This window comes from Burkholderia sp. BCC1208, from assembly GCF_902833095.1.
GTDB lineage: Bacteria > Pseudomonadota > Gammaproteobacteria > Burkholderiales > Burkholderiaceae > Burkholderia.
The window spans coordinates 397,081-422,936 of the sequence record NZ_CADFDY010000001.1 but is presented as its reverse complement, the minus strand read 5'-3'; the positions used below and the strand labels follow the sequence as shown (position 1 = coordinate 422,936).

The 25,856-nt window shown below is 64.8% G+C and carries 20 protein-coding genes; 12 read left to right on the top strand and 8 right to left on the bottom strand.

The annotated features are described in order from the left end of the window. Positions 1-2: 2 nt before the first annotated feature. Positions 3-935, top strand: a complete 933-nt coding sequence (gene truB / locus HWX09_RS01905; RefSeq protein WP_027784273.1) for a tRNA pseudouridine(55) synthase TruB — start codon at positions 3-5, stop codon at positions 933-935. Between the two features lie 108 nt (positions 936-1,043). Here truB and HWX09_RS01900 read toward each other — a convergent pair whose 3' ends face one another. From HWX09_RS01900 to HWX09_RS01885, 4 genes are all read right to left on the bottom strand, one after another. After that, positions 1,044-2,603, bottom strand: a complete 1,560-nt coding sequence (locus HWX09_RS01900) for a DHA2 family efflux MFS transporter permease subunit (protein WP_027784274.1) — start codon at positions 2,601-2,603, stop codon at positions 1,044-1,046. Positions 2,604-2,631: 28 nt separating this feature from the next. After that, positions 2,632-3,846 (bottom strand): HlyD family secretion protein, encoded by a 1,215-nt coding sequence (locus HWX09_RS01895; RefSeq protein WP_027784275.1) that lies wholly within the window; start codon positions 3,844-3,846, stop codon positions 2,632-2,634. 52 nt (positions 3,847-3,898) lie between these two features. Beyond that, positions 3,899-5,395 carry an efflux transporter outer membrane subunit gene (locus HWX09_RS01890; protein ID WP_027784276.1) on the bottom strand — a complete coding sequence of 499 codons (1,497 nt, stop codon included), beginning with the start codon at positions 5,393-5,395 and terminating at the stop codon, positions 3,899-3,901. An 87-nt stretch (positions 5,396-5,482) separates the two neighbouring features. Next, the gene (locus HWX09_RS01885; RefSeq protein ID WP_027784277.1) at positions 5,483-5,974 is read right to left on the bottom strand and encodes a MarR family transcriptional regulator; all 492 of its coding nucleotides are present in this window, start codon (positions 5,972-5,974) and stop codon (positions 5,483-5,485) included. Between the two features lie 330 nt (positions 5,975-6,304). Between HWX09_RS01885 and typA the strand changes: the two genes are divergently transcribed. The 6 genes from typA (at position 6,305) to HWX09_RS01855 (ending at position 15,993) form a co-directional block, all read left to right on the top strand. Further along, positions 6,305-8,131, top strand: coding sequence for a translational GTPase TypA (gene typA / locus HWX09_RS01880; RefSeq protein WP_027784278.1), 1,827 nt, complete (start codon positions 6,305-6,307; stop codon positions 8,129-8,131). A 316-nt stretch (positions 8,132-8,447) separates the two neighbouring features. After that, complete coding sequence (locus HWX09_RS01875) at positions 8,448-11,312, top strand: 2-oxoglutarate dehydrogenase E1 component (protein WP_027784279.1); 2,865 nt, start codon at positions 8,448-8,450, stop codon at positions 11,310-11,312. A gap of 136 nt (positions 11,313-11,448) precedes the next feature. Beyond that, a complete protein-coding gene (odhB, locus tag HWX09_RS01870; protein WP_027784280.1) occupies positions 11,449-12,726 on the top strand; it encodes a 2-oxoglutarate dehydrogenase complex dihydrolipoyllysine-residue succinyltransferase in 1,278 nt (425 codons plus the stop codon). Between the two features lie 80 nt (positions 12,727-12,806). Next, complete coding sequence (lpdA, locus tag HWX09_RS01865; RefSeq protein ID WP_027784281.1) at positions 12,807-14,237, top strand: dihydrolipoyl dehydrogenase; 1,431 nt, start codon at positions 12,807-12,809, stop codon at positions 14,235-14,237. A 98-nt stretch (positions 14,238-14,335) separates the two neighbouring features. Further along, positions 14,336-15,433 carry a cell division protein ZapE gene (gene zapE / locus HWX09_RS01860; protein ID WP_027784282.1) on the top strand — a complete coding sequence of 366 codons (1,098 nt, stop codon included), beginning with the start codon at positions 14,336-14,338 and terminating at the stop codon, positions 15,431-15,433. A 119-nt stretch (positions 15,434-15,552) separates the two neighbouring features. Further along, entirely contained in the window at positions 15,553-15,993 is a 441-nt protein-coding gene (locus HWX09_RS01855) for a transposase (RefSeq protein WP_143751608.1), read from the top strand. Positions 15,994-16,095: 102 nt separating this feature from the next. On the opposite strand, the gene HWX09_RS01850 is transcribed toward HWX09_RS01855, so the two are convergent. From HWX09_RS01850 to HWX09_RS01835, 4 genes are all read right to left on the bottom strand, one after another. Continuing rightward, a complete protein-coding gene (locus HWX09_RS01850) occupies positions 16,096-16,557 on the bottom strand; it encodes a DUF2147 domain-containing protein (protein WP_027784284.1) in 462 nt (153 codons plus the stop codon). Positions 16,558-16,731: 174 nt separating this feature from the next. After that, entirely contained in the window at positions 16,732-18,417 is a 1,686-nt protein-coding gene (locus HWX09_RS01845; protein WP_027784285.1) for a ShlB/FhaC/HecB family hemolysin secretion/activation protein, read from the bottom strand. A gap of 144 nt (positions 18,418-18,561) precedes the next feature. Then, positions 18,562-19,911: a collagen-like triple helix repeat-containing protein gene (locus HWX09_RS01840; protein WP_027784286.1), complete on the bottom strand. Its 1,350-nt coding sequence runs from the start codon at positions 19,909-19,911 to the stop codon at positions 18,562-18,564. A gap of 39 nt (positions 19,912-19,950) precedes the next feature. Further along, positions 19,951-21,561 (bottom strand): collagen-like triple helix repeat-containing protein, encoded by a 1,611-nt coding sequence (locus tag HWX09_RS01835; protein WP_105133100.1) that lies wholly within the window; start codon positions 21,559-21,561, stop codon positions 19,951-19,953. A gap of 679 nt (positions 21,562-22,240) precedes the next feature. On the opposite strand from HWX09_RS01835, the gene HWX09_RS01830 reads away from it, so the two are divergent. From HWX09_RS01830 to HWX09_RS01810, 5 genes are all read left to right on the top strand, one after another. Next, entirely contained in the window at positions 22,241-22,411 is a 171-nt protein-coding gene (locus HWX09_RS01830; RefSeq protein WP_027784288.1) for a Flp family type IVb pilin, read from the top strand. Between the two features lie 87 nt (positions 22,412-22,498). Then, positions 22,499-22,993, top strand: a complete 495-nt coding sequence (locus tag HWX09_RS01825) for an A24 family peptidase (RefSeq protein WP_027784289.1) — start codon at positions 22,499-22,501, stop codon at positions 22,991-22,993. Next, positions 22,990-23,484, top strand: a complete 495-nt coding sequence (locus HWX09_RS01820) for a TadE family protein (protein WP_027784290.1) — start codon at positions 22,990-22,992, stop codon at positions 23,482-23,484. Before HWX09_RS01825 ends, HWX09_RS01820 begins: the two co-directional genes overlap by 4 nt. Positions 23,485-23,579: 95 nt before the next feature. Beyond that, a complete protein-coding gene (gene cpaB, locus HWX09_RS01815) occupies positions 23,580-24,479 on the top strand; it encodes a Flp pilus assembly protein CpaB (RefSeq protein WP_027784291.1) in 900 nt (299 codons plus the stop codon). Positions 24,480-24,500: 21 nt separating this feature from the next. Next, entirely contained in the window at positions 24,501-25,832 is a 1,332-nt protein-coding gene (locus tag HWX09_RS01810) for a type II and III secretion system protein family protein (RefSeq protein WP_027784292.1), read from the top strand. Positions 25,833-25,856: the final 24 nt, after the last annotated feature.

Here is a 25,856-nt window from a genome sequence, read left to right as displayed (position 1 = left end):
CTATGACGAATGCAGCACCCCAACGTCCGCGCGTGCCCCGGCGCGTGCTGGACGGCGTTCTTCTGCTCGACAAGCCGGTCGGCCTGTCGAGCAACGATGCGCTGATTCGCGCCAAGCGCCTGCTTCTCGCGAAGAAAGCCGGTCACACCGGCACGCTCGATCCGCTGGCTTCGGGCCTGCTGCCGCTGTGTTTCGGCGAGGCGACCAAGTTCTCGCAGGATTTGCTCGACGCCGACAAGACCTACGAAGCGACGATGCGTCTCGGCCAGCGCACGGCTACCGGCGACGCGGAAGGCGACGTGATCGACACGCGGCCGGTCGAATGCGATCGTGCGGCGGTGGAAGCCGCGCTCGTGCGCTTCACCGGCGAGATCGTGCAGGTGCCGCCGATGTATTCGGCGCTCAAGCGCGACGGCAAGCCGCTGTACGAATATGCGCGAGCCGGCCAGACCGTCGAGCGGGAAGGTCGCAACGTGACGATCCGTGCGCTCGAACTGCTCGCGTGCGAGCTGCCCGACGTGACGTTTCGCGTGACCTGCAGCAAGGGCACGTATGTGCGCACGCTGGCGGAGGATATCGGCGAGGCGCTGGGTTGCGGCGCGCATCTGACGATGCTGCGTCGCACGGGCGTCGGTGCGCTGACGCTCGAGCACGCGGTGACGCTCGATGCGCTGTCGGATGCTGCCGAATCGGCGCGCGATGCATGGCTCCAGCCGGTCGATGCGCTGCTGTCCACGTTTCCGGCCATTCGGCTCGACGACGCGTCCGCGAAGCGGTTCCTGCACGGCCAGCGCCTGCCGCTGTCGGCGCTCGAGCCGATCGGCGCGGCCGACGGCGAGCGCGTGCGCGTGTACGACGCAACGCGATTGCTCGGCGTGGCACGCAAGGCGAATGGCGTGCTCGCACCGGAACGGCTCGTCGTGACGGCGCAATGACACTGCGGCGCACGCACGTGCACGCCGCAGAATGAAAAAAAGCCCGGTCGAATTAGACCGGGCTTTTTGTTTGGCGTGATCGCGCGGTGATGCGCGGCCGGGTAGCGCTCAGTGCGCCGCCGACGCCGCCGCACCGGCATCGCCGCCGCCCGCGCGTTCGGGCTTGGTGATCCAGATCAATCCGATCAGCAGCACGAAGATCGCTGCCGAAATGTAGAACAGATCGTTCACGCCGAGCTGCGCGGCCTGCTGCGTGGCCATGTTGTTGATCAGGCCGTGCGCCTGCTGCTGCGTGAGCCCGAGATTACCCATCTGAGTGACGGCCTGATTGAACGTCGGGTTGTACGGATTCGCCTGTTCGACCAGTTGCGCGTGGTGGAAGTTGTTCCGATGATCCCACGCGGTCTGGAAGATCGACGTACCGATGCCGCCGCACATGATCCGCACGAAGTTCGACAGGCCGGACGCCGCTGGAATGCGGTGGCCGGGCAGGCCGGATAACGTGATCGACACGAGCGGGATGAAGAAGCCCGCCATCGCGATACCCTGCACGAGCGTCGGCAGCGTCAGCGACCATTCGTCGACGCCGGTCGTGTAGCGCGAACGCATCCAGAAGCACAGCGCGAACGTGAGGAACGCGGCGGTCGCGATGTAGCGCGGGTCCGTGCGCGGCAGGAACTTACCGGTCAGCGGCGACAGCAGGATCGCGAACAGCCCCACGGGCGCCATCACGAGGCCCGCATCGGTCGCCGTATAGCCGATCTGGGTCTGCAGCCACAGCGGCAACAGCACGAGGTTGCCGAAGTAGAGCCCGTAGCCGACTGCGAGCGCGATCGTGCCGCCCGTGAAGTTGCGCATGCGGAACAGCGACAGGTCGACGACCGGATGTTCCGCGGTCAGCTCCCAGATCACGAAGAACGCGAACGAGATGACCGCGATCAACGCGAGCGCGACGATCGTGGTCGACGCGAACCAGTCGAGATCCTTGCCTTTGTCGAGCATGATCTGCAGCGAGCCGACCCACAGCACGAGCAGCGCAAGGCCGACACCGTCGATCGGCGCGCGGCGCACGGTCGATTCGCGCGTACGGTAGATCGACCACGTAGCGAGCGCAGCGGCGATCCCGACGGGGATGTTCACATAGAAGATCCACGGCCACGAATAATTGTCCGAGATCCAGCCGCCGAGGATCGGCCCCGCGACCGGCGCGATCAGCGTCGTCATCGACCACAGGGCGAGCGCCATTGGCGCTTTCGCACGTGGATAGCTCGACAGCAGCAGCGATTGCGACAGCGGAATCATCGGCCCGGCGACCGCGCCCTGAAGCACGCGCGACGCGAGCAGAAACGGCAGGGTCGGCGCCAGTCCGCACATCCACGACGAGATGACGAACAGGATGATCGACGCGAGGAACAGGCGGACCTGCCCGAAGCGGTCGGTCAGCCAGCCGGTCAGGGGCACCGAGATTGCGTTCGCGACCGCGAACGACGTGATGACCCATGTGCCCTGGTCGGACGACACGCCGAGGTCGCCCGAGATGGTCGGGATCGCGACGTTCGCGATGGACGTGTCGAGCACGTTCATGAACACCGCGAGCGATACCGCGATCGTCCCGAGCACGAGTTGGCCGCCCTGCAAGGGCGGGTAGGAGGCAGGAGCCTGTGCCATGTCGATTGCCTTTCCGAAGTCGGAACGGTTACATCATTTTCGCGGTGCTGCTCTGCTTCGCCGCGACCGGCGCCGACGCGTTGCCGCCTGTGTTCTCGGCGATGATGCGCGCGATTTCGGCGTCGGCCTCGTCGCCGTATTTCGCGAACACGTTGGTCTCGTAGACGGTGTTCGGTGCGTTGACGAGCTGGTCGCCGCGTTCGTCCTTGATGTCCACGTCGACCTGCATCGACAGGCCGATGCGCAGCGGATGCTTGTCGAGATCCTTCGGGTCGAGCTCGATCCGCACCGGCAGGCGCTGCACGACCTTGATCCAGTTGCCGGTCGCGTTCTGCGCGGGCAGCAGCGAGAACGCCGAGCCCGTGCCGGCCGAGAAGCCGACGACCTTGCCGTGGTACGTGACCGACGAGCCGTAGATGTCGGCCGTCATCTCGACCGGCTGGCCGATGCGCATGTGCTTCAGCTGGACTTCCTTGAAGTTCGCGTCGACCCACACGGCATTGAGCGGCACCACAGACATCAGCGGGTTGCCGGGCGACACGCGCTGGCCGACCTGCACCGAGCGCTTCGCGACGTAGCCGGTGACCGGCGCCGGCAGCACGTTACGTGCGTTCGCGAGGTACGCGTCGCGCACCTTCGCGGCGGCAGCCAACACGTTCGGGTGCGATGCGATCGTCGTGTTCGCGGTCAATGCGCGATTCGACGCGAGCTGCTGCTGCGCGGCGTCGACCGATGCCTGCGCGGCCTTCACCGCGTCGCGGGCGTGCGAGATCTCTTCCTGCGACACGGCGCCGGTCTGCGCGACGGCCACGCGGCGACGCAGGTCGTCCTGGGCCTTCGACAGGTCCGACTGGCGCAGCGCGACTTGCGCGCGGTACTGGTCGTCGTTGACGAACAGGCCGCGCACCTGGCGCACCGTCTGCGCGAGGTTGGCTTCGGCCTGCTGCAGCGCGACCTGCGAATCGGCCGGGTCGAGCACGACGAGCGGATCGCCGGCCTTGACCGTTTGCGTGTCGTCCGCCTTCACGGCGATCACGGTGCCGGTGACCTGCGGCGTGATCTGCACGACGTTGCCGTTCACGTATGCATCGTCGGTGTCTTCATGGAAGCGGGCGACGAGGAAGTAGTACAGGCCGTATGCGATGGCCGCGATCACGATGACCGCGACGAGCAGCGTCATCATTCGTTTGCGCTTGCCGTTGTTCTGCGGCTGCGCGCTGGCGGCGTTTTGTTGGTCGCTCATGGCGATTTTCTCCGTCCGTTATTTCGAGTGTCTGCGTAGTGGTGGTGCCGGCTCAGTTGGCGGCCTGTTTGGTCGGCGTGGCCGCATCGGGCGCGGCGAGCGGCGTGCCGGTCGCGTCGAACCCGCCGCCGAGCGCCTTGATCAGGGCAAGCTGCATATCGCGCCGGCGCATCTTCAGGTTGGTCACGGTCTGCTCCGATGCGAGGCGGTTGCTGTCCGCCGTCAGCACCTGCAGTTGCGGCGACAGGCCGGCCTTGTAGCGGATGACCGCGAGATCGTACGCACGCGTCGATGCGTCGAGCGCACGTTGGGCGTCGCCCATCTGGCGATCGACCGCGCGGATCGACGCGACTTGCGTCGCGACGTCGTTCAGCGCGCTGATCAGCGTCTGGTTGTAGTTCGCCACCGACAGGTCGAAATCGGCGTAGCGGCCCTTGAGCTGGGCGCGCAGCGCGCCGGCATCGAAGATCGGCAGGTGGATGGCCGGGCCGAACTGCGCCTGGCGGCTCGCGAAGTTCAGGAATTTGCCCCAGCCGAACGCATCGAAGCCGAAACCGGCCGCGAGGTTCACGTCGGGGTAGAACTCGGCCTTCGCTTCCTTCACGTCGTGCATCGCGGCTTCGACCTGCCAGCGCGCGGCGACGATGTCGGGGCGGCGCGACACGAGATCGGCTGGCAGGTTGCGGGGCAGCGTGACGTCGCCGCTCGGGTTCATCACGGGCGCCGCGATCTGCAGCCCGCGATCCGGGCCCTTGCCGAGCAGCGCGGCGAGCTGGTAACGCACCGTCGTGATCTGGCCGTCGAGGTCCGACAGCGAGGCCTGGGTCGTCGCGATGTTGCCGCGGGCCGTCTGGCGTTCGACGTTGGTATCGAGGCCGGCCGATACGCGGCCGTCGGTGATCTTGCCGACCGTCTCGCGGTTGCTGATCTCGCGTTGCGCGATGTCGCGCAGCGCATAGAGCTGTGCGAGCGAGTTGTAGGTGCGTGCGACCGACGACGCGAGCGTGATGCGCGCCTGTTGCATGTCGGCTTCGGCGGCCTTTTCCTGCGACACGGCCGTGTGCAGGCGCTCGCGGTTCTTGCCCCACAGGTCGAGTTCCCACGAGGCGCTCGCAAGCGCGTTGTTCTCGCTGTACCACTGGCCGCCGTACGGGGGCGGGAACAGTGCGTTCGACGAATACAGTTCACGCGTCCACGAATAGCTGGCTTCGGCCTTCGGCATGAGGTTCGAGCGCGACGATTCGATGTACGACGAGGCTTTCGCGATGCGCGCCTGCGCCTGTGCGATCGACGGGTTGCCCTGCAGCGCTTCGTCGATCAGCTTCGGCAGTTGCGGATCCCCGAACTGGCTGGCCCAATCGAGCGCCGGCCACTGGCCGCCCTGGGCCGGCAGGCTCTGGGCGGATTCGAATTGCGACGCGGGGGCGATCTGCTTGTCGCTCTTGATGCCGATGTAATTCGCGCAGCCCGCCAGCGCCAGCGCGGCGACCGCGGCGGCGACGGCGGCGCGGCACGACCCGGCGCGCACGGACAACGGGGAGGATTTCATCGCGCTAACCCCTGACTCGGAATGAATGATGGACACTGCAAGGATTTCCTTACATTAATCTGTCAAAAGTAATTGTTATGGCAACTATTACGTGATGCTACCGCCGGCCGTCTCGCAATAGTTGCTGAGAATACGGCGCAGCATGCTCTTCAGGAACCCAACTTCTTCCGGCGTAAACCCGTCCAGCACCTGGTCGAGCACGCTGCGAAAAATGGGCGGCAGCCGTTCGGCCAGCGCACGGCCTTCGTCGGTGAGCTCGAGGCGCACGACGCGTCGGTCCTCGATGCTGCGCACGCGCGACAGCAGGCCGCGTTTCTCGACCCGGTCGAGCAGGCGCGTGACCGCGCTTGCGTCGATCCCGTATTCGCGCGCGAGTTCGGCGGCCGTCGAGCACTTGCCGACCGCGATCATGAACAGCATGCTCGCCTGCGTGCCCGTGATGCCGAGCTCTTCCTGCGTGCGCTGCGTGACGAGATTGGTCATCACCGACTTCACGCGCGACATGAGATAACCGACGCTGTCGTTCATCTGATACGAAGACAGCGGCGAAACGGGCGGTGGGGTAGGAGAATCCGACATAAAACCCTGAAGCTGCAATAGTTGACTAGGCAGCAGTATAGGCACAATTGCTTGCCGCGGCAAATGTTAATCGAACGGCAAAGCACGCGCTCTGTATGGCGAGAATCCCTTGTCTCGATAAGGGTTTTTCGGCCCGCCGGCGATGGTGGGCGAGAGAGTTGGGCTGTTCGGGAGAGGAGGGCGGGGCGCCCCGGTTTGCTGCGTTGCAACGCGCGGGTCAGCTTTCGACACGCGTACGTGCTATAATTTAATGCTTTCCAAGCTGCAACGCGCGCGCCCCTGAAAAACGGAGCGCGCGCGTTTGCGCGTTCAAACGATTTCCAGGTTTCTATGACCCGCGCCCTTCGCAATATCGCCATCATCGCCCACGTCGACCACGGCAAGACCACGCTCGTCGACCAACTGCTCCGCCAGTCCGGCACCTTCCGCGAGAACCAGCAGATTGCGGAGCGGGTGATGGACTCGAACGACATCGAAAAAGAGCGCGGGATCACGATTCTCGCGAAGAACTGCGCGGTCGAATACGAAGGCACGCACATCAACATCGTCGACACGCCGGGGCACGCTGACTTCGGCGGCGAAGTCGAGCGCGTGCTGTCGATGGTCGACTCGGTGCTGCTGCTCGTCGACGCGGTCGAAGGCCCGATGCCGCAGACGCGCTTCGTCACGAAGAAGGCGCTCGCGCTCGGCCTGAAGCCGATCGTCGTCGTCAACAAGATCGATCGTCCGGGCGCGCGGATCGACTGGGTCATCAACCAGACCTTCGACCTGTTCGACAAGCTCGGCGCGACCGAAGAGCAGCTCGACTTCCCGATCGTCTACGCATCGGGCCTGAACGGCTATGCGTCGCTCGACCCGGCTGCTCGCGACGGCGACATGCGCCCGCTGTTCGAGGCGATCCTCGCGCACGTGCCGGTTCGCCCGGCCGATCCGGACGCGCCGCTGCAGCTCCAGATCACGTCGCTCGACTTTTCGACGTACGTCGGCCGGATCGGTGTCGGCCGCATCACGCGCGGCCGCATCAAGCCGGGCCAGCCGGTCGTGATGCGCTTCGGCCCGGAAGGCGACGTGCTGAACCGCAAGATCAACCAGGTGCTGTCGTTCAAGGGCCTGGAGCGCGTGCAGGTCGAATCGGCCGAAGCGGGCGACATCGTGCTGATCAACGGTATTGAAGACGTCGGCATCGGCGCGACGATCTGCGCGATCGACACGCCGGAAGCGCTGCCGATGATCACCGTCGACGAGCCGACGCTGACGATGAACTTCCTCGTCAACTCGTCGCCGCTCGCCGGCCGCGAAGGCAAGTTCGTGACGAGCCGCCAGATCCGCGACCGTCTGATGAAGGAACTGAACCACAACGTCGCGCTGCGCGTGAAGGATACCGGCGACGAAACGGTGTTCGAAGTGTCGGGCCGCGGCGAACTGCACCTGACGATTCTCGTCGAGAACATGCGCCGCGAAGGCTACGAGCTGGCCGTGTCGCGTCCGCGCGTCGTGATGCAGGAGATCGACGGCGTGCGTCACGAGCCGTATGAGCTGCTGACGGTCGACGTCGAGGACGAACACCAGGGCGGCGTGATGGAAGAGCTGGGCCGCCGCAAGGGCGAAATGCTCGACATGGCGTCGGACGGCCGCGGCCGCACGCGTCTGGAGTACAAGATCTCGGCGCGTGGCCTGATCGGCTTCCAGAGCGAATTCCTGACGCTCACGCGCGGCACGGGCCTGATGAGCCACATCTTCGACTCGTACGCACCGGTCAAGGACGGCTCGGTCTTCGAGCGCCGCAACGGCGTGCTGATCTCGCAGGACGACGGCGCCGCGGTGGCGTACGCACTGTGGAAGCTGCAGGATCGCGGCCGCATGTTCGTGAAGCCGGGCGACGCGCTGTATGAGGGCATGATCATCGGCATCCACAGCCGCGACAACGACCTCGTCGTGAACCCGATCAAGGGCAAGCAGTTGACCAACGTGCGCGCGTCGGGTACCGACGAAGCCGTGCGTCTCGTGCCGCCGGTCCAGATGTCGCTGGAATACGCGGTCGAATTCATCGACGACGACGAGCTCGTCGAAGTGACGCCGCAGTCGATTCGCCTGCGCAAGCGCTTCCTGAAGGAGCACGAGCGTCGCCGCGCGAGCCGCGAAGGCGCGGTCGACTAAGCATCGACTGTTCCCGAGCACGACGAAAAGGCTGCCTTCGGGCAGCCTTTTTCGCATCCGCGCAGCGTGCAGCCGGGCTGCCTGCAAAACACTGTTCCCGCGGGGCGCGGCAATCCGGCAAAACCCCGCCGCACGGTGCTTTCACGGACGTTTCGCCGTGAACTCCGGTATCGGTTCTGTGATATGCTGCGCGCACGCAAGTTTTAGGTCCTTCCAAGCAAGACTTGATTCGCAATCCGCTAAACGGTCAGGCCGTGTCGCGGAAGGTTGAGTAACCCGCTATTTCTCGAGAAGCTCGAAGAAAGGTGAGCGTAAAATGTCAGATGTAATGAAGCAGTTTCAGCTGAACTCCTATTTGTTCGGCGGCAATGCTTCGTACGTTGAAGAACTGTACGATGCATACCTCAACAATCCGGCATCGGTGCCGGAGAACTGGCGAGAGTATTTCGACGCGCTGCAGAACGTGCCTGCAACGGACGGCTCGAACGCCAATGACGTCGCTCACTTCCCGATCGTCGAATCGTTCGCCGAGCGTGCGAAGGCCAATGCCTTCATTCCGCGCGAAAGCACCAGCAATCTCGCGACCGCACGCAAGCAGGTGCACGTCCAGTCGCTCATCAGCGCCTACCGCTTCCTCGGCTCGCAATGGGCCAATCTCGATCCGCTGAAGCGACGCGAACGTCCCGCCATTCCCGAACTCGAACCCGCGTTCTACGACTTCTCCGAAGGCGACCTCGACCAGACGTACAGCGCAAGCAACCTGTACTTCGGTTTCGACCAGGCTTCGCTGCGCGACATCGTCAAGGGTCTGCGCGATACGTACTGCGGCACGATCGGCGCCGAGTTCATGTACATCAGCGATCCGGAACAGAAGCGCTGGTGGCAGGAGCGCCTGGAGTCGACCCGCGCGACGCCGGCCTTCTCGGCCGACAAGAAGAAGCACATCCTGAATCGCCTGACGGCCGCCGAAGGCCTCGAGCGCTACCTGCACACCAAGTACGTCGGCCAGAAGCGCTTCTCGCTCGAAGGCGGCGAAAGCTTCATCGCGGCGATGGACGAAGTCGTCCAGCATGCGGGCAAGAGCGGCGTGCAGGAAATCATCATCGGCATGGCTCACCGCGGCCGCCTGAACGTGCTGGTCAACACGCTGGGCAAGATGCCGGCCGACCTGTTCGCCGAATTCGAAGGCAAGCACGTCGACGACCTGCCGGCCGGTGACGTGAAATACCACAAGGGCTTCTCGTCGGACGTGTCGACGGAAGGCGGCCCGGTCCACCTGTCGCTCGCGTTCAACCCGTCGCACCTCGAAATCGTGAACCCGGTGGTCGAAGGTTCCGCGAAGGCGCGGATGGACCGCCGCGGCGACGAAGACGGCCTGCAAGTGCTGCCGGTGCAGATCCACGGCGACGCGGCCTTCGCTGGCCAGGGCGTCGTGATGGAAACGCTGAACCTCGCGCAGACGCGCGGTTACGGCACGCACGGCACGCTGCACATCGTCATCAACAACCAGATCGGCTTCACGACGTCCGACCCGCGCGACGCGCGCTCGACGCTGTACTGCACCGACGTCGTCAAGATGATCGAAGCGCCGGTGCTGCACGTGAACGGCGACGATCCGGAAGCCGTCGTGCTCGCGATCCAGATCGCGATCGACTACCGGATGCAGTTCCACAAGGATGTCGTCATCGACATCGTCTGCTTCCGCAAGCTGGGTCACAACGAGCAGGACACGCCGGCGGTCACGCAGCCGCTGATGTACAAGAAGATCGCGCAGCACCCGGGCACCCGTGCGCTGTACGCCGAAAAGCTCGTGCAGCAGGGCGTGATCACCGCGGAAGACACCGACAACTACGTGAAGGCGTACCGCAAGGCGATGGACGACGGCCACCATACCGTCGATCCGGTCCTGTCGAACTACAAGAGCAAGTACGCGGTCGACTGGGTGCCGTTCCTGAACCGCAAGTGGACGGATGCAGCCGACACGGCCGTGCCGCTCGCCGAACTGAAGCGCCTGGGCGAACGCATCACGACGGTCCCGGAAAACTTCAAGGTTCACCCGCTCGTCGAGCGCGTGATCAACGACCGCCGCAACATGGCGCGCGGCGACCAGCCGCTCGACTGGGGCATGGGCGAACACCTCGCATTCGCGTCGCTCGTCGCATCGGGCTACTCGGTGCGCCTGACGGGCCAGGACTCGGGCCGCGGCACGTTCACGCACCGTCACGCGGTGCTGCACGACCAGAACCGCGAACGCTGGAACGACGGTACGTACGTGCCGCTGCAGAACATCGCCGAAGGTCAGGCGAAGTTCACGGTGATCGACTCGGTGCTGTCGGAAGAAGCCGTGCTGGGCTTCGAATACGGTTACTCGACCGCCGAGCCGAACACGCTCGTGCTGTGGGAAGCGCAGTTCGGCGACTTCGTCAACGGCGCGCAGGTCGTGATCGACCAGTTCATCTCGTCGGGCGAAGTGAAGTGGGGCCGCGTGTCGGGCCTCACGATGCTGCTGCCGCACGGCTACGAAGGCCAGGGTCCGGAACACTCGTCCACGCGTATCGAGCGTTTCCTGCAACTGTGCGCAGACCACAACATGCAGGTCGTTCAGCCGACGACGCCGGCACAGATTTTCCACCTGCTGCGTCGCCAGATGATCCGCCTGTTCCGCAAGCCGCTGATCATCGCGACGCCGAAGTCGCTGCTGCGTCACAAGGAAGCGGTGTCGGACCTGTCGGAACTGGCGAAGGGTTCGTTCCAGCCGGTGCTGGGCGAAACCGACGGCGGCATCGACGCGAAGAAGGTCAAGCGCGTGCTGGCGTGCTCGGGCCGCGTGTACTACGACCTCGTCGCGCATCGCCGCGAAGCGAAGGCGAACGACGTCGCGATCATCCGTATCGAGCAGCTGTACCCGTTCGCGCACAAGCAGTTCGAAGCCGAAATGAAGAAGTACGAGAACGCGACTGAAGTGGTCTGGGTGCAGGACGAGCCGCAGAACCAGGGCCCCTGGTTCTACGTCGAGCACCACCTGAAGGAAGGCATGAAGGAAGGGCAGAAGCTGGCATACAGCGGCCGTCCGGCTTCGGCCTCGCCGGCGGTTGGCTACTACGCGAAGCACTACGAGCAGCAGAAGGCCCTGATCGAAGGTGCATTCGGCCGCCTGAAGAGCGCGTCGATCGCGAAATAACCGACGTCAAGCGAAACGGGAAGGCGCGCGGCGCTTTCCCGTCGCCTTTGGCCTGCCGGGCGCGTCGCGCGCCGCATCGGCCGAAGGAATCGCACGAACCTCGTCATTACCCAGATTAAGCATCCAGGAAAATCACATGGCTATCGTAGAAGTCAAAGTCCCCCAGCTTTCGGAGTCGGTGTCGGAAGCCACCATGCTGCAGTGGAAGAAGAAGCCGGGCGAAGCAGTCGCGCAGGACGAAATCCTGATCGAACTCGAGACCGACAAGGTCGTCCTCGAAGTGCCGGCGCCGGCAGCGGGCGTGCTCGCGCAAGTGCTGCAGAACGACGGTGACACGGTGGTCGCCGATCAGTTGATCGCGACGATCGACACCGAAGCGAAGGCAGGTGCTGCCGAAGCAGCGGCAGGCGCCGCCGAAGTCAAGCCGGCAGCAGCACCTGCCGCAGCCGCGCCGGCCGCACAGCCGGCTGCCGCGACCGCATCGAGCTCGACCGCCGCATCGCCGGCCGCAGCGAAGCTGCTGGCCGAGAAGGGCCTGTCGACGGGCGACGTCGCAGGTTCGGGCCGCGACGGCCGCGTCACGAAGGGCGACGCGCTGGCCGCGGGCAACGCACCGAAGGCCGCTCCGGCCGCCGCGCCGGCGAAGACCGCCGCCGCGAAGCCGGCGCTGCCGGAAGTGAAGGTGCCGGCGTCGGCAGCGACGTGGCTGAACGACCGTCCGGAACAGCGCGTGCCGATGTCGCGCCTGCGTGCGCGTATCGCCGAGCGCCTGCTCGAATCGCAGCAGACCAACGCGATCCTGACGACGTTCAACGAAGTGAACATGGCTCCGGTCATGGAACTGCGTAACAAGTACAAGGACAAGTTCGAGAAGGAACACGGCGTGAAGCTCGGCTTCATGTCGTTCTTCGTGAAGGCGGCTGTCCATGCGCTGAAGAAGTTCCCGCTCGTGAACGCGTCGATCGACGGTAACGACATCGTCTATCACGGCTACTTCGACATCGGTATCGCTGTCGGTTCCCCGCGCGGCCTGGTCGTGCCGATCCTGCGCAACGCGGATCAGCTGAGCCTCGCCGAGATCGAGAAGAAGATCGCCGAATTCGGCCAGAAGGCGAAGGACGGCAAGCTGTCGATCGAGGAAATGACGGGCGGTACGTTCTCGATCTCGAACGGCGGCGTGTTCGGTTCGATGCTGTCGACCCCGATCATCAACCCGCCGCAGTCGGCCATTCTCGGTGTGCACGCGACGAAGGAGCGCCCGGTCGTCGAAAACGGCCAGATCGTGATTCGCCCGATCAACTACCTGGCGCTGTCGTACGACCACCGCATCATCGACGGCCGCGAAGCCGTGCTGTCGCTCGTCGCGATGAAGGATGCGCTGGAAGATCCGGCCCGCCTGCTGCTCGACCTGTAAGCCGAGTCTCACTGCATCGATCCGTCCGCAGGTTCGCGCCCACGCGTGAACCTGCGGACGTACAAGTAGAAAGGATTGTCATGTCCAAGGAATTTGACGTCGTCGTGATCGGCGCCGGCCCCGGCGGCTACATCGCCGCGATTCGCGCCGCGCAGCTCGGCAAGACCGTTGCCTGTATCGAGAAGTGGAAGAACCCGGCCGGCGCGCTGAAGCTCGGCGGCACCTGCCTGAACGTCGGCTGCATCCCGTCGAAGGCGCTGCTCGCGTCGTCGGAAGAGTTCGAGAACACGTCGCATCACCTGGCCGACCACGGCATCACGGTCGACGGCGTGAAGATCGACGTCGCGAAGATGCTCGGCCGCAAGGACGCGATCGTCGAGAAGATGACGAGCGGGATCGAGTTCCTGTTCAAGAAGAACAAGATCACCTGGCTGAAGGGCCATGGCAAGTTCACCGGCAAGACCGATGCTGGCGTGCAGATCGAAGTGAGCGGCGAGGGTGAAACCGAAGTCGTCACCGCGAAGAACGTGATCATCGCGACGGGTTCGAAGGCGCGTCACTTGCCGAACGTTCCGGTCGACAACAAGATCGTGTCGGACAACGAAGGTGCGCTGACATTCGACTCGGTGCCGAAGAAGCTCGCCGTGATCGGCGCGGGCGTGATCGGCCTCGAGCTCGGCTCGGTGTGGCGCCGCCTCGGTGCCGACGTGACGGTGCTCGAAGCGCTGCCGGCGTTCCTCGGCGCAGCCGACGAAGCGCTTGCGAAGGAAGCGGCGAAGCTGTTCAAGAAGCAGGGCCTCGACATCCATCTCGGCGTGAAGATCGGCGACGTGAAGACGACCGCCGACGGCGTGTCGATCGCCTACACGGACAAGGACGGCAACGCGCAGACGCTCGACGCCGACCGCCTGATCGTGTCGGTCGGCCGCGTGCCGAACACCGACAACCTCGGCCTCGAAGCGATCGGCCTGAAGGCGAACGAGCGCGGCTTCATCGACGTGGACGACCACTGCCGCACGGCGGTGCCGAACGTGTACGCGATCGGCGACGTGGTGCGCGGCCCGATGCTCGCGCACAAGGCGGAAGACGAAGGCGTGCTGGTCGCGGAAGTGATCGACGGGCAGAAGCCGCACATCGACTACAACTGCATTCCGTGGGTGATCTACACGTACCCGGAAATCGCATGGGTCGGCAAGACGGAACAGCAGCTGAAGGCCGAAGGCCGCGAGATCAAGACGGGCAAGTTCCCGTTCTCGATCAACGGCCGCGCGCTCGGCATGAACGCGCCGGACGGTTTCGTGAAGATGATTGCGGACGCAAAGACCGACGAACTGCTCGGCGTGCACGTGATCGCAGCGAACGCGTCGGACCTGATCGCGGAAGCCGTGGTGGCGATGGAGTTCAAGGCGGCGTCGGAAGACATCGCCCGCATCTGCCATCCGCACCCGTCGATGTCGGAAGTGATGCGCGAAGCGGCGCTCGCGGTCGACAAGCGCTCGCTGAACAGCTGAGCACGGTGTAGCGCCTGCCGGCCGTCGGCCGGCGCGGCCGTCTCATGACGAAGGCGGGCGGGGTTTCCCGCTCGCCTTCGTTCTTTCCGGTTTGCCCGATGAACGTCACCGAATACTACACGCGCGAACTGACCACGCGCGGCTATCAGTCCGATCCCGCTCAGCGCGCGGCCGTCGACCGCCTGCAGCGCTGTTTCGACGAGTGGGTCGAATACAAGGCGCGCCGCTCGAATGCTTTCAAGAAGCTCATCATTCATCCGGACCTGCCGCGCGGCGTCTACATGTGGGGCGGTGTCGGTCGCGGCAAGAGCTTCCTGATGGACAGCTTCTACGCAGTCGTGCCCGTGCAGCGCAAGACGCGCCTGCATTTCCACGAATTCATGCGCGAAGTGCACCGCGAGCTCGAGGAGCTGAAAGGGCAGGCCGATCCGCTCGACGAACTCGCGCGCCGCATCGCGAAGCGTTACCGGCTGATCTGCTTCGACGAATTCCACGTGTCGGACATCGCCGACGCGATGATCCTGTATCGCTTGCTCGATCGCCTGTTCAACAACGGCGTGCAGTTCGTGATGACGTCCAATTACGATCCCGACGACCTGTATCCGGACGGCCTGCATCGCGACCGCATGCTGCCGGCGATCGCGCTGATCAAGGAAAAGCTCGACGTGCTCAACGTCGATGCGGGGGTCGACTATCGCCAGCGCACGCTCGCGCAGGTGAAGATGTATCACACGCCGCTCGGCGCGGAAGCCGATCGCGAACTGCGCCATGCATTCGGCAAGCTCGCGGCCGTGCCCGACGAGAGCCCGATCCTGCATATCGAGAAGCGTGAACTGAAGGCGCTGCGCAAGGCGGACGGCGTCGTATGGTTCGATTTCGCGACGCTGTGCGGCGGCCCGCGTTCGCAGAACGACTACCTCGAACTGGCGAGCCGCTTTCATGCGATCGTGCTGTCCGAGGTGCCGCAGATGTCGCCGCGGATGGCGTCCGAAGCGCGCCGCTTCACGTGGCTCATCGACGTGCTGTACGATCACAAGGTCAAGCTGCTGATGTCCGCGGCGGTGCCGGCCGAAGCGTTGTACGTCGAAGGCCCGATGGCCAACGAATTCGCGCGTACGGTCTCGCGCATCGTCGAAATGCAGTCGAAGGAATATCTCGAAACGCCGCGCCGCATCGTCGATACGTCGTTGACCTGAGCTGATCGAGGGCGCTCGCCATTGGCGGAATTTAAACTTCAATTTCGGTTAAATTCGGCCAATCTTCGGGTATTTTCGGATTTGTCTTATATTCATCGTTGAGGTGAGCCGATATTGTGGTGTCATGGTTATTAAGGCTGGAGATGTCCATGACACCGTATCGCGATTTAACCGACCACGAATGGCGCTGCGTCGCGCCGCTTCTGCCCGAAATGCAGCCGCGCACCGAGTTGCGCGGCCGGCCGTTAGCCAATACGCGGGCCGTGCTGAACGGTGTGCTCTGGGTGATCTACAGTGGTGCAACCTGGTCGGCCATGCCGCGCCGTTACCCGTCATATCAAACATGCCATCGCCGCTTCAAGGCGTGGCACGAAACGGGCACGCTGATGAACGTGATGCGCGAGCTCTATGGCGACGCCGGCATGAATCTGTGCAATGAACTGTCCGCGCGAATGCGCAAGCACACGCAATCGAAGGCGGCGGAGGCGCGTAGCAACGCGGCGCCCGCGTATCGTGCACCGGGTAGCTATGCATCGGATGCGATGAAGCGAGCGGCGTGATGCCCATTGGTTTTCGTTGTGCACGCACCAAAAGAAATCGGCCTGGCGACGTCGTCGCAGGCCGATTTTTTCATTGAGCCGCGCGTTTCGGCGCGTACTGCGTTATTGCTGGCGAACCCAGGTCTGCGACCGGCCCAGCAGCGACACGCCGATGTAGCCGCGCACCACGAGCTTCTGGCCGCCGTCTTCAAGCGTCATCTTGCACTTGTAGACCTTGCCGTTCTCCGGGTCGAGAATGTTGCCGCCGTCCCAGTGGTCGCCTTCCTTCTTCATCGCCTTGATGATCGTCATGCCCTTGATGAGCTGATCCTTGCGCTCGTCCGTGCACGCGGTGCAGCGGCGATCGGGCGTATCGTTCGCACCGAGGCCCTTGACGACCTTGCCCGTCAGCGAGCCGTCGCCGTCCTCGGCGATCTGCACGAGTGCCTTCGGTTGATGGGTGTTGTCGTCGATCGTCTGCCACATGCCGACGGGGCTGTCGGCTTGCGCGAACGTGGGGGCTGCGCACGCGAGCAGGGCGCCGGCAATGGCGATTGCACGCAACGGGCGGGTCAGTTGAATCATTGTCATCCTCCTTGTTTTGCATGTCTGTTCGATTCGCTCGCACGACCGTCTACATGGGGCGGGCCTGTTGCGAGCTTCGCCAGAATACGTGAAACCGCGCGCCACGTTTGATAGAGGGGACTCTAATCGAAACAACCCGCATGACGCGGGCTGTTTCGTGACTTTGGTGACCGATCAGTTGAGCTGATACGAGAATGCGGCGTTGATGCGCGGGCTGCGTGACGCGCTTTCGACCGGTGCGTCGCCCACCGGTTTGGCGACGTTCAGGTCGAGGCTGTAGTAGCGGCTGTCCGTGAGCCGCACGCCGATGCCGACCGACGACATGCGGCTCGGCGATGGCGTGCCCGAGTGCAGATACACGCGCGCCATGTCATATGCGACGTACGGCGTGATCGATTTCAGATACGTCCAGCCCGGTGTGAAACCGCGGTTGACTTCCAGTGACATCCCCCAGCCGGAGTCGCCCGACGTTTCGCCCGGCTGGTAGCCGAGCGCGTAACGGGTCGAGCCGAACGAGATCTGTTCGGACGTCGGCAGCGAGTCCGGACTGTATTGCCCGGTCAGCGAAACCGACGTGCCGATCCGGAACGGCCATTCGTTCGTCTGCGTGAAGGTCGCGCCGGTGCGGACGAAGGTCAGCGAGATCGGGTTGTCCACCGAGGTCGTTGTCGTACCGACGGTGATGTCCTGCGCTTTCGACGCGCCGAGGATGTTCAAGCCCTTCGCAACGTTGACGCTCAGCTTCTGTACCTGTTTCGGCTGGACGCTCGTGTAGTCGAGCTGCAGTTGCATCACGCGAACTTGAGATCGGTTATCGAGGGTCGCGCCATTGATCTGGTTCTGGTAGCGGTCCTCGTTGTGCGACGCATAGCCCGACACGGTGCCGAGCAGGCTGCGCTGATTGTTCAACAGTATCGGATAGGATGCCGAAAGACCGAGCTTCTCGTTCTTCACGGTGCGCTCGACGTATGACGGCAGGCCTGGATTGTTGGTCGGCTTGCCGCGATAGGTGCTTGCGTCGAGGCGTGTAATCAGGCCACTGCTGCCGACCGGCACTGCGCCGCTGAATGCGAAGTAGGTCTGCTTGTCGCGTCCCGGCGGCGCGAGCGCCGAGATGCTCAACTGCTCGCCGAACGACGTGAGGCCGTTCTCGGTTGCGGTGATGAGGCCCTGGACGCCCGGGTGGTTGAAGTCGATACCCGTGCTGACGTTGAACGGCTTGCGATCCACCGCGAGTTCGAGCGTCGTCGCGCCGTCGGTGGTTTGCGGCGGCGGGACATTCGCCTTCACCGTGAGGCCGGGCAGCAGGCCGAACGTGTTCACGTAGCGCTCGAACGTCGCGCGGCGCAGCGGGCGATCGGCCGTGATGTGCGCGGCGATCGCGCGAATCTTCGGTTCCATCGCGCCGGGTTTGCCGGTGACCTTGACGTCCGACACGTAGCCTTCGACCACCGTGATGCGCACGACGCCGTTCTCGAACGTCTGTGCGGGAACGAACGCGAACGACAGTGCGTAGCCGCGTTCCTGGTACAGCTTCGTCACGCCGTTGGCGGTTTCGATCAGCTCGCCGATCGTGATGTCCTTGCCGACGAGCGGTGTGAAGCGGCGCGTGATTTCCTCGAACGGCACCGACTTCACGCCTTCGACCTGGAACGTCGTCGGCGTCAGATGCCGCGACAGAAGCTCCTGCAATTGCGGCGCCTGCGGTGCGACCTGAACGGTGACGTTCGGGCCCGTCTTCGGTGCGTTGATCTGGGGGAGGGAATCGAGCGGGTTACCGCCGACGCGCGTTTGCGCCTGTGCCGTGCCAGCTGCCGCGATGGCGAGCAGCATCATCCATCTGTCGAGTCTGGATTTCATTGTTCTTCCTCGTAGGCCTTGCTTTTCGTCTTCTTTGTAATGCCGGCGCACGACACCAGGGTGTCGCGCGCCGCGTGCCGCAATGCCGGTTGTGTTTGTACGGCCGCGCCATTCGCTCCGGCTGCGATGACGCGACCGTCCTCCTTACTTGCCCACGCTACCCAGCGTACCCAGCAGCCCCGTGACCGGTGCCAGCAGGCCCGTCGAACCACTGCCCGACGATGCCGTCCCCGACACGCTGCCGACCAGCGACGTGACCGGCGCGAGCGGGCTCGAGCCCCCGGACCCTGCTGCACCGCCAACTGCTCCGGTGACAGTATTCAGCAAACCGGTGACGGGCGCGAGAGGGTTTGCACTGCCTGCGCCACCCGTTGCGCCGCCCAGTGCGCCGGTCACCGTGGAGACGAGGCCGGTCACCGGCGCGAGCGGGCCGCTGGCCGAGCCGCCCGTTGCACCGCCGAGCGCGCCCGTGAGCGAGCCGAGCGGCGTCGAGCCGAGACCCGACAGCAAGCCGCCGAGCGGGTTCGTCGAACCGGAACCCGACGACGAGCCGCTCGCGACGGTTGCCGTCGAGCCGCCGACGAGGCTCGTGATCAGGCCGGGGATCGGTGCCGCGCCGTTCGGGCCGTTCGGATTGACGAGGCCGCCCGCGTTGGTCACGGTATTGCCGACCGCGCTCACGAGCTGGCCGACGTCGCCGACGAGCGGCTGGCTCGACGTGCCGCCGACTTGCTTGCCGGCCGAGCTGATTGCGCCGCCGATCTGGCCGAGCAGGCCCGAGACGGGTTGGCCGAGGCCGGTCGTCGTGCCAACCTGCTGCGTGACCTGGCCGGCGGTGATCACGAGCGGCGTGATCGCCGAGCTGATCGGTTGCGTGACCTGCTGCACGGCGCCCGACGACAGCGTCGAGCCGATCGTCGTGCCGGCGGCCGTCAGGCCGTTGGCAACCGTATCGAGCACGGTGCCGACCGGCGTCGTGACCGGCGCGAGCGGTGCGAGCGGACCGGTGCCCAGCGCCTTGACCGTCGAGCTCAGGCCGGACACCGTGTTGCTGGTCGCGCCGACGACGTTGCCCAGACCGGCAACCGTGGTGCCGACCGGATCCTTCGTCGAGCCGATCTGCCCCAGCCCGTTGCTCACCGCATCGGCGGCCGCGCCGACGATCGTGCCGGTGCTGGAGAGCGTGCTGCCGACGCCCTTCGTCACGCCGTCGCCGAGGCCCGGCAGGCTGATGTTGCCGACCGTGCTGCCGAGGTCGGTGGCCGTCTGGCCGACCGTGCTGACGACGCCCTTGGTGCCCGTCGGCGAGCCGCTGGTGCCGCTCGTGCCGGGCGTGCCGCTCGTGCTCGGGTTGTTGTTGTCGTTGCTGCTGGTCGGCGGCGAGCTGACGCCGCCACCGCCGCAGGCGGCCAGCAGGCACGCGGCGGCGAAGGCGGTGAGGGGCACACGCCACTGGCGCAGGGCGACCGTCGTGATGGAACGTTGCTGGGACATGATGGACTCCTCGCTGTCTTTCGATGAATGGATGTCGGATTACTTGCCGTGCGTGCCGCCGAGCAGGCCGCCGATCAGCGACGTGACGGGCGCAAGCAGATTCGACGACGAGCCCGAGTTCGTGACGGCACCCGTGCCGCCGCTCAGTGCCGGTGCGCCGACCGTGCTGGTAACCGTGGAGACGGCGTTCGTCACCGGGGCGAGCGGGCTGCTGCCGCCTGCGCCGCCTGTTACGCCGCCGAGTGCGCCCGTGACTGCGCCGAGCAGACCCGTGACCGGCGCGAGCGGGCCGCCGCTGGTGCCGCCTGTTGCGCCGCCGAGCGCGCCGGTGACCGTCGAGACGAGACCCGTGACCGGTGCCAGCGGGCCGCCGCTACCGCCTGCTGCGCCGCCCAGTGCACCGGTGACCGTCGAGACGAGGCCCGTGACCGGTGCGAGCGGGCCGCTGCCGCCACCCGTTGCGCCGCCAAGTGTGCCGGTGACGGTCGAGACGAGGCCCGTGATCGGTGCGAGCGGGCCGCTGCCGCCGCCCGTTGCGCCGCCGAGTGTGCCGGTGACCGTCGAGACGAGACCCGTGAGCGGGGCGAGCGGGTTGGTCACGCCGCCGGTGCCGCCCGTGAGCAGGCCGCCGACGGCCTTCACGGTGTTGCCCGTCGACGAGACGGTGTTGCCGAGGCCGGTGGTGACCGGGTTGCCGCCCGTCGATGCGAGCAGGGCGCCGGCCTGGTTCAGCCCGTTGCCGATCGTGCCGAGCAGCGTGTTGACCGGTGCGCCGAGGCCGGTTGCCGTGCCGATCGTCTGGGTCGTCTGGCCGACCATCGTCGTGATCGGCGTGATGGCCGAGCTGACCGTTTGCGTGACCTGCTGAATCGGGCCCGTCGACAGTGCGTTGGTGAGCGTGGTGCCGCCGTTCGACACGGCGCCGCCGAGCGTCGATACGAGGCCGCCGACAGCGCCCGTGACCGGCGCGAGCGGCGACAGCGGGCCGCTGCCGAGGCTCGTGACCAGGTTGCCCGTTTGCGTGACCGCGCCGCCGAGCTGATTGACCACGCCGCCGGTGCTGGCGACCGTGGTGCCGACCGGATCCTTCGTTGCGCCGAGCTGGCCGAGGCCGCTACCGAGGCCGTTGCCCAGGGCGGTGACCGCGCCGCCGACGCTTTGCACGATGCCGCCCGCGGCTTGCGTGGTGGCCGGATTGACGCCCGGCAGCGACTGGCTGCCGATGACGGAGCCGAGACCGGAGACGGTGCCGCCGACACTCGTGATGATATTGCTGCTGCTTGCGAGGACAGTTCCCACCGGGTTCGACGACACACCCGAGGTGCCGGACGTACCGCTCGTGCCCGAAGTTCCGCTCGTGCCGGACGTGCCGCTCGTACCCGAGGTGCCGCTGGTACCGGACGTACCGCTGGTGCCGCTCGTGCCCGAGGTTCCGCTGGTGCCGGAGGTACCGCTCGTACCCGAGGTGCCGCTCGTACCGTTGCCGCCCGACGTGGAGATCGTGTCGCCGCTGCCCGAGCTGGAGCCGCCGCCGAGACCCTGGCTGATGGAGCCGGAGCCGCCGCACGCGGAGAGGGAGAGCATGGCTGCAACGGTGGCCGCGATCAGAGTCGTCCGGAACACGCCATGAGGGATAACCTTAATGTCCATTTCTTCCTCGCATTAAAAATGTGTTTGTGAACTGCGTTGTGTTGAGTGGTGCGAGGAGTACTCTGCAACTGTCGTGCCATTTCGATACCCGGCGGGTCGGCGACGGGTTTTAAACGACGCAATTCCTTGTGGGAGAAGGAAGTTATGGGAATTGAAAGATTGTTGAATCTGTTTAACTGCGGATGAATGAGAACGGTTTCGGCCGTTTCGTAACGTAACGTCACAACATTCGCGTTACGCGTGCGGCGTAACGTGGGGGCCCACGCAGGCTTAGTGGACGAGGCAATGGTTTTACTGGTGGATTAGGCGTGCACATCTAACCTATCGTAAATCCTATGTGTAAGTCGTACCGAAACGCCGTACAAATACGTTGTGCTCCTGATCATTTTTTCCGGCTGAGCGGTTGAAAAGAGGTTGGAATTTAAATAGGAACGGATATAGAATCGGGAGCAGATGTAAGCAAATGTACGGTTCGGTACACTACGTTCGAGGAGGAGCGCTATCGCGAATGTTAACTTGCATCAAATCGTGAGCAATGCCCTTCGGGGCGACCTATAAAGAAAGCGCACCCGGTTGTCGTTACAGCAGATGTAGCGAACGGTTGGGGCAAACGGCCAGATATGCGGGGACGTATACGTATAAAAGGCCAGAAAACGTAAATACAGGCACGAGGAATAAAATGAAAGCAATCATCAAGCGTTTCCTTCAAGAAGAAGACGGGGTTACCGCAGTCGAGTACGGTCTCATCGCCGGGCTTATCGCCGTCGCTCTCGTCAGTGCCATGACCACGTTGACGGGTGGCATCGCGGGGGCGTTCAACTACATCGCCAGCAAACTGCCCGCGGCATAACGAACGAGCTTTTGCTCATTTCCCTGCTGTTAGGGGCGCGGATTGCTTCGGCAATCCGCGCGGTAAGTTTTGCCGTTCGGGGCGTAAATGATCCTGCTAACTGGCGTCGGGGTTTTCCTCGCGTGGGCGATGCTCGTCGCGCTCGAGGACATCCGTCATAGACGTATACCGAATTCACTGGTGATCGGTGGATTCGTGTCTGCATTTGTGCTCGCCGGACATAATCCATTTGGCATATCCGTGAATCAGGCGCTCATTGGCGTACTGGTCGGTTTTCTGAGTCTGTTCCCGTTTTTTGTGCTGCGCGTAATGGGTGCCGCGGATGTCAAGGTATTCGCGGTACTCGGCGCGTGGTGCGGCCCGCATGCGTTGCTGTGGCTCTGGATCATTGCGAGCCTGCTGGCATTCGCGCATGCCGGCACGCTGGTCTTCGCTACCCGTACGCCGGTATCGGCGTTGTGGCAGCGGCGTTCCCCGACGATGCAAATCGCCGGTTTCCGGGCGTCGCCGTATGCCGCGTTTCTCGTGATCCCTGCGGCGCTGTGGTGCCTGTATCGGATCGCGACCGGGGGGATGCAATGACGGTCGTTTGTCCGGTATCCGGCATGCGACGTCGCGAGCGCGGTGCGACGGCGATCGAATTTGCGCTGATGTTGCCGGTGTTCTTCCTGATCCTGTACGCGATCATCACGTACGGGATGATCTTCGCGGCCCAGCAGAATCTGACGCTTGCCGCAACGGAAGGCGCTCGCGCCGCGCTGAACTATCAGCAGGTCGGGGCGGCCGCGTCGGTGCAGGCAGCGCAGCAAGCCGCGTTGGCGGCGCGAGCCCAGGCCGCATGTACGGCCGCGACAAACCTGACCACATGGCTGAAAGGGTCGACATGCTCGCCCACGCAGCAAGGCAACTGTTCGTACGACCCGACGATGCTGTGCGTGCAGATCACGCTGACCTACCCATACTCGCAGAGTCCGCTGATTCCATCGTTCCCGCTGCTCGGTTCGCTGTTGCCGGTGCCTTCGACACTCACCGGAACCGCGATGGTCCAGATCAGCCCGGTCAACATCATATAGACGGCAGCGACGGCGTCGTGCCGGGTCGAGAGCCCCCGGTCGGCAACGTTGCGCGGAGAATTCAATCGTGAGTAGCGGGGAAACATAACAACACCATGGCCAACAACCTGACGAAGATCATTGCGGGTTTGCTGATCGCGATCGCGATCCTGCTCGGCATCTATGCGTGGATGCTCGGTCGCAAGCCGGCCGATGTCGCGCCGGTTGCCTCGACGGTCGCGACGCAGAGCGTGCCGGTCGTCGTGACGACTCGGCCGTTGCAAGCCGGCCAACCGATTCCGGCCGATGCGCTGAAGGTCCAGCAGTCGACCGCTGCGCCGCAGGGGGCGTTCGCCGATCCGCTGCAACTGGTCGGTCGCACCCCGGCAGCCGACATTCCCGCACATGCGGCCGTCGTCGCGAGCGCATTGTCGTCCGGCCTCGCCGAGCAGATCGCACCGGGAGAGCGCGCCGTCGCGATCAAGGTTGACGAGACCAACGCGGTCGGCAACCGCGTGCGCCCCGGCAACTATGTCGACGTGTTCGTGAATCTGAAGCGCGACGGGACCGGCGTGGCGATCGGCGGGACGTCGACGGCGGAGATCGTGAATACTCAGGCGCGGCTGCTGATGTCGAAGGTCCGCGTGCTGTCGTTTGGCGATGCAACGACCGAGCGAGACAGTTCGAACGGCTCGGTGGTCGGGATGCGGACCGCGGTGCTGGCCGTGCCCACTGCACAGGTCGACGCACTGACGCTCGCCGAGCAGAGCGGTCGGCTCCTGCTCGCGCTGCGTAACCCGCGCGACGACGATGTCGCGGCGCAAACCGTCGCGATTCGCGTCGGCGACGACAAGAGCCCGTCGGCGCTTGCCGCCGCCGGCATGATGCTGGGCGAGTTGTCGAAGAGTGCGACGGCGCCGGCTCCGCATGTGGCGCCACGGGTGGTCGCGCGGCATCCGAGCGGTGGCAGCATCGAAGTGATTCGGGGTGGGCGTACCGAAACGGTCGCTTATTGAGCGGGACGAAGACGGCAAACAATGAAAAAGAAACTGATTGGTTTGGCTATTGCGCTGAGCGCGCTGGCGATGCCGCCGCTGTCGGACGCGGCCGACACGAGCGGGACGATCAGCCTTGCAGTCGGCGCGCAACGGCAGCTTGCGACGGGGCGTGCACTGCAGCGGGTCGCGGTCGGCGATCCGTCGGTGGCCGACGTGCTCGTCGTGAAGGGTGGGCGCGGCGGTGTGCTGCTGGTGGCGAAGAGTGCCGGCGCGACGAACGTGATGATCTGGGAACGCGGCCGCGACGAGCCGACAGTCTATAACGTGAACGTCACGAGCGGCGCGGCGCGGGCACTCCTCGACGGTGCGTCGCCGAGCGTGAACACGTACGGCGGCACGACGGTGATCGGCGGTGCGTCCGGAACGCTCGACGGGCATCAGCGGGCAGTCCATGCGGCGAAGACAGTCGGAGGCAAGGACGGGACGACGCTCGATGCGTCGACGATCTCCGGCAAGAATGTCGTGCAGGTCGACGTGCGGGTCGTCGAATTCAGCCGCTCGGTGCTGAAGCAGGCCGGGCTCAACTTCTTCAAGCAAAGTAACGGCTTTGCGTTCGGGGCCTTCGCGCCGACGGGGCTGACATCGATTACCGGCTCTCCGAACAGCTCGCTTACCTACAACACGAACGTGCCGATTTCGTCGGCGTTCAACCTCGTCATCCATTCTATGTCCCGCGGGTTGTTCGCCGACCTGTCGATTCTCGAGGCGAACAACCTGGCCCGAGTACTCGCGCAGCCGACGCTCGTCGCGTTGTCCGGTCAGAGCGCGAACTTCCTCGCGGGCGGCGAGATTCCGGTGCCGGTGCCGCAATCGCTCGGCACGATCTCGATCGATTGGAAACCCTATGGCGTCGGGCTCACGGTCACGCCGACCGTGCTGAACCCGCGGCGAATCGCGCTGAAGGTCGCGCCCGAGTCGAGCCAGCTCGACTTCGTACATTCGATCACGATCAACGGCGTGCAGGTGCCCGCGCTGACGACGCGGCGCGCGGACACGACGGTCGAGCTCGGCGACGGCGAAAGCTTCGTGATCGGCGGCCTGATCGACCGCGAGACCACGTCCAACGTCAACAAGGTGCCGTTCCTGGGCGATCTGCCCATCATCGGTGCGTTTTTCAAGAATCTGAGCTACCAGCAGAACGACAAGGAACTCGTGATCATCGTTACGCCGCATCTCGTTGCACCGATCGCGCAGGGCGCACCGCTGCCCGCGACGCCGGGCGAGCTGTCCGAGCAACGCGACGGTCCGGTGTGGCGTTCGTACCTGGGCGGCATGGCATCGCCGGATGCAGGGCCGGGGTTCTCGAAATGAGCGCGCCGAATCGTTACCGGACCG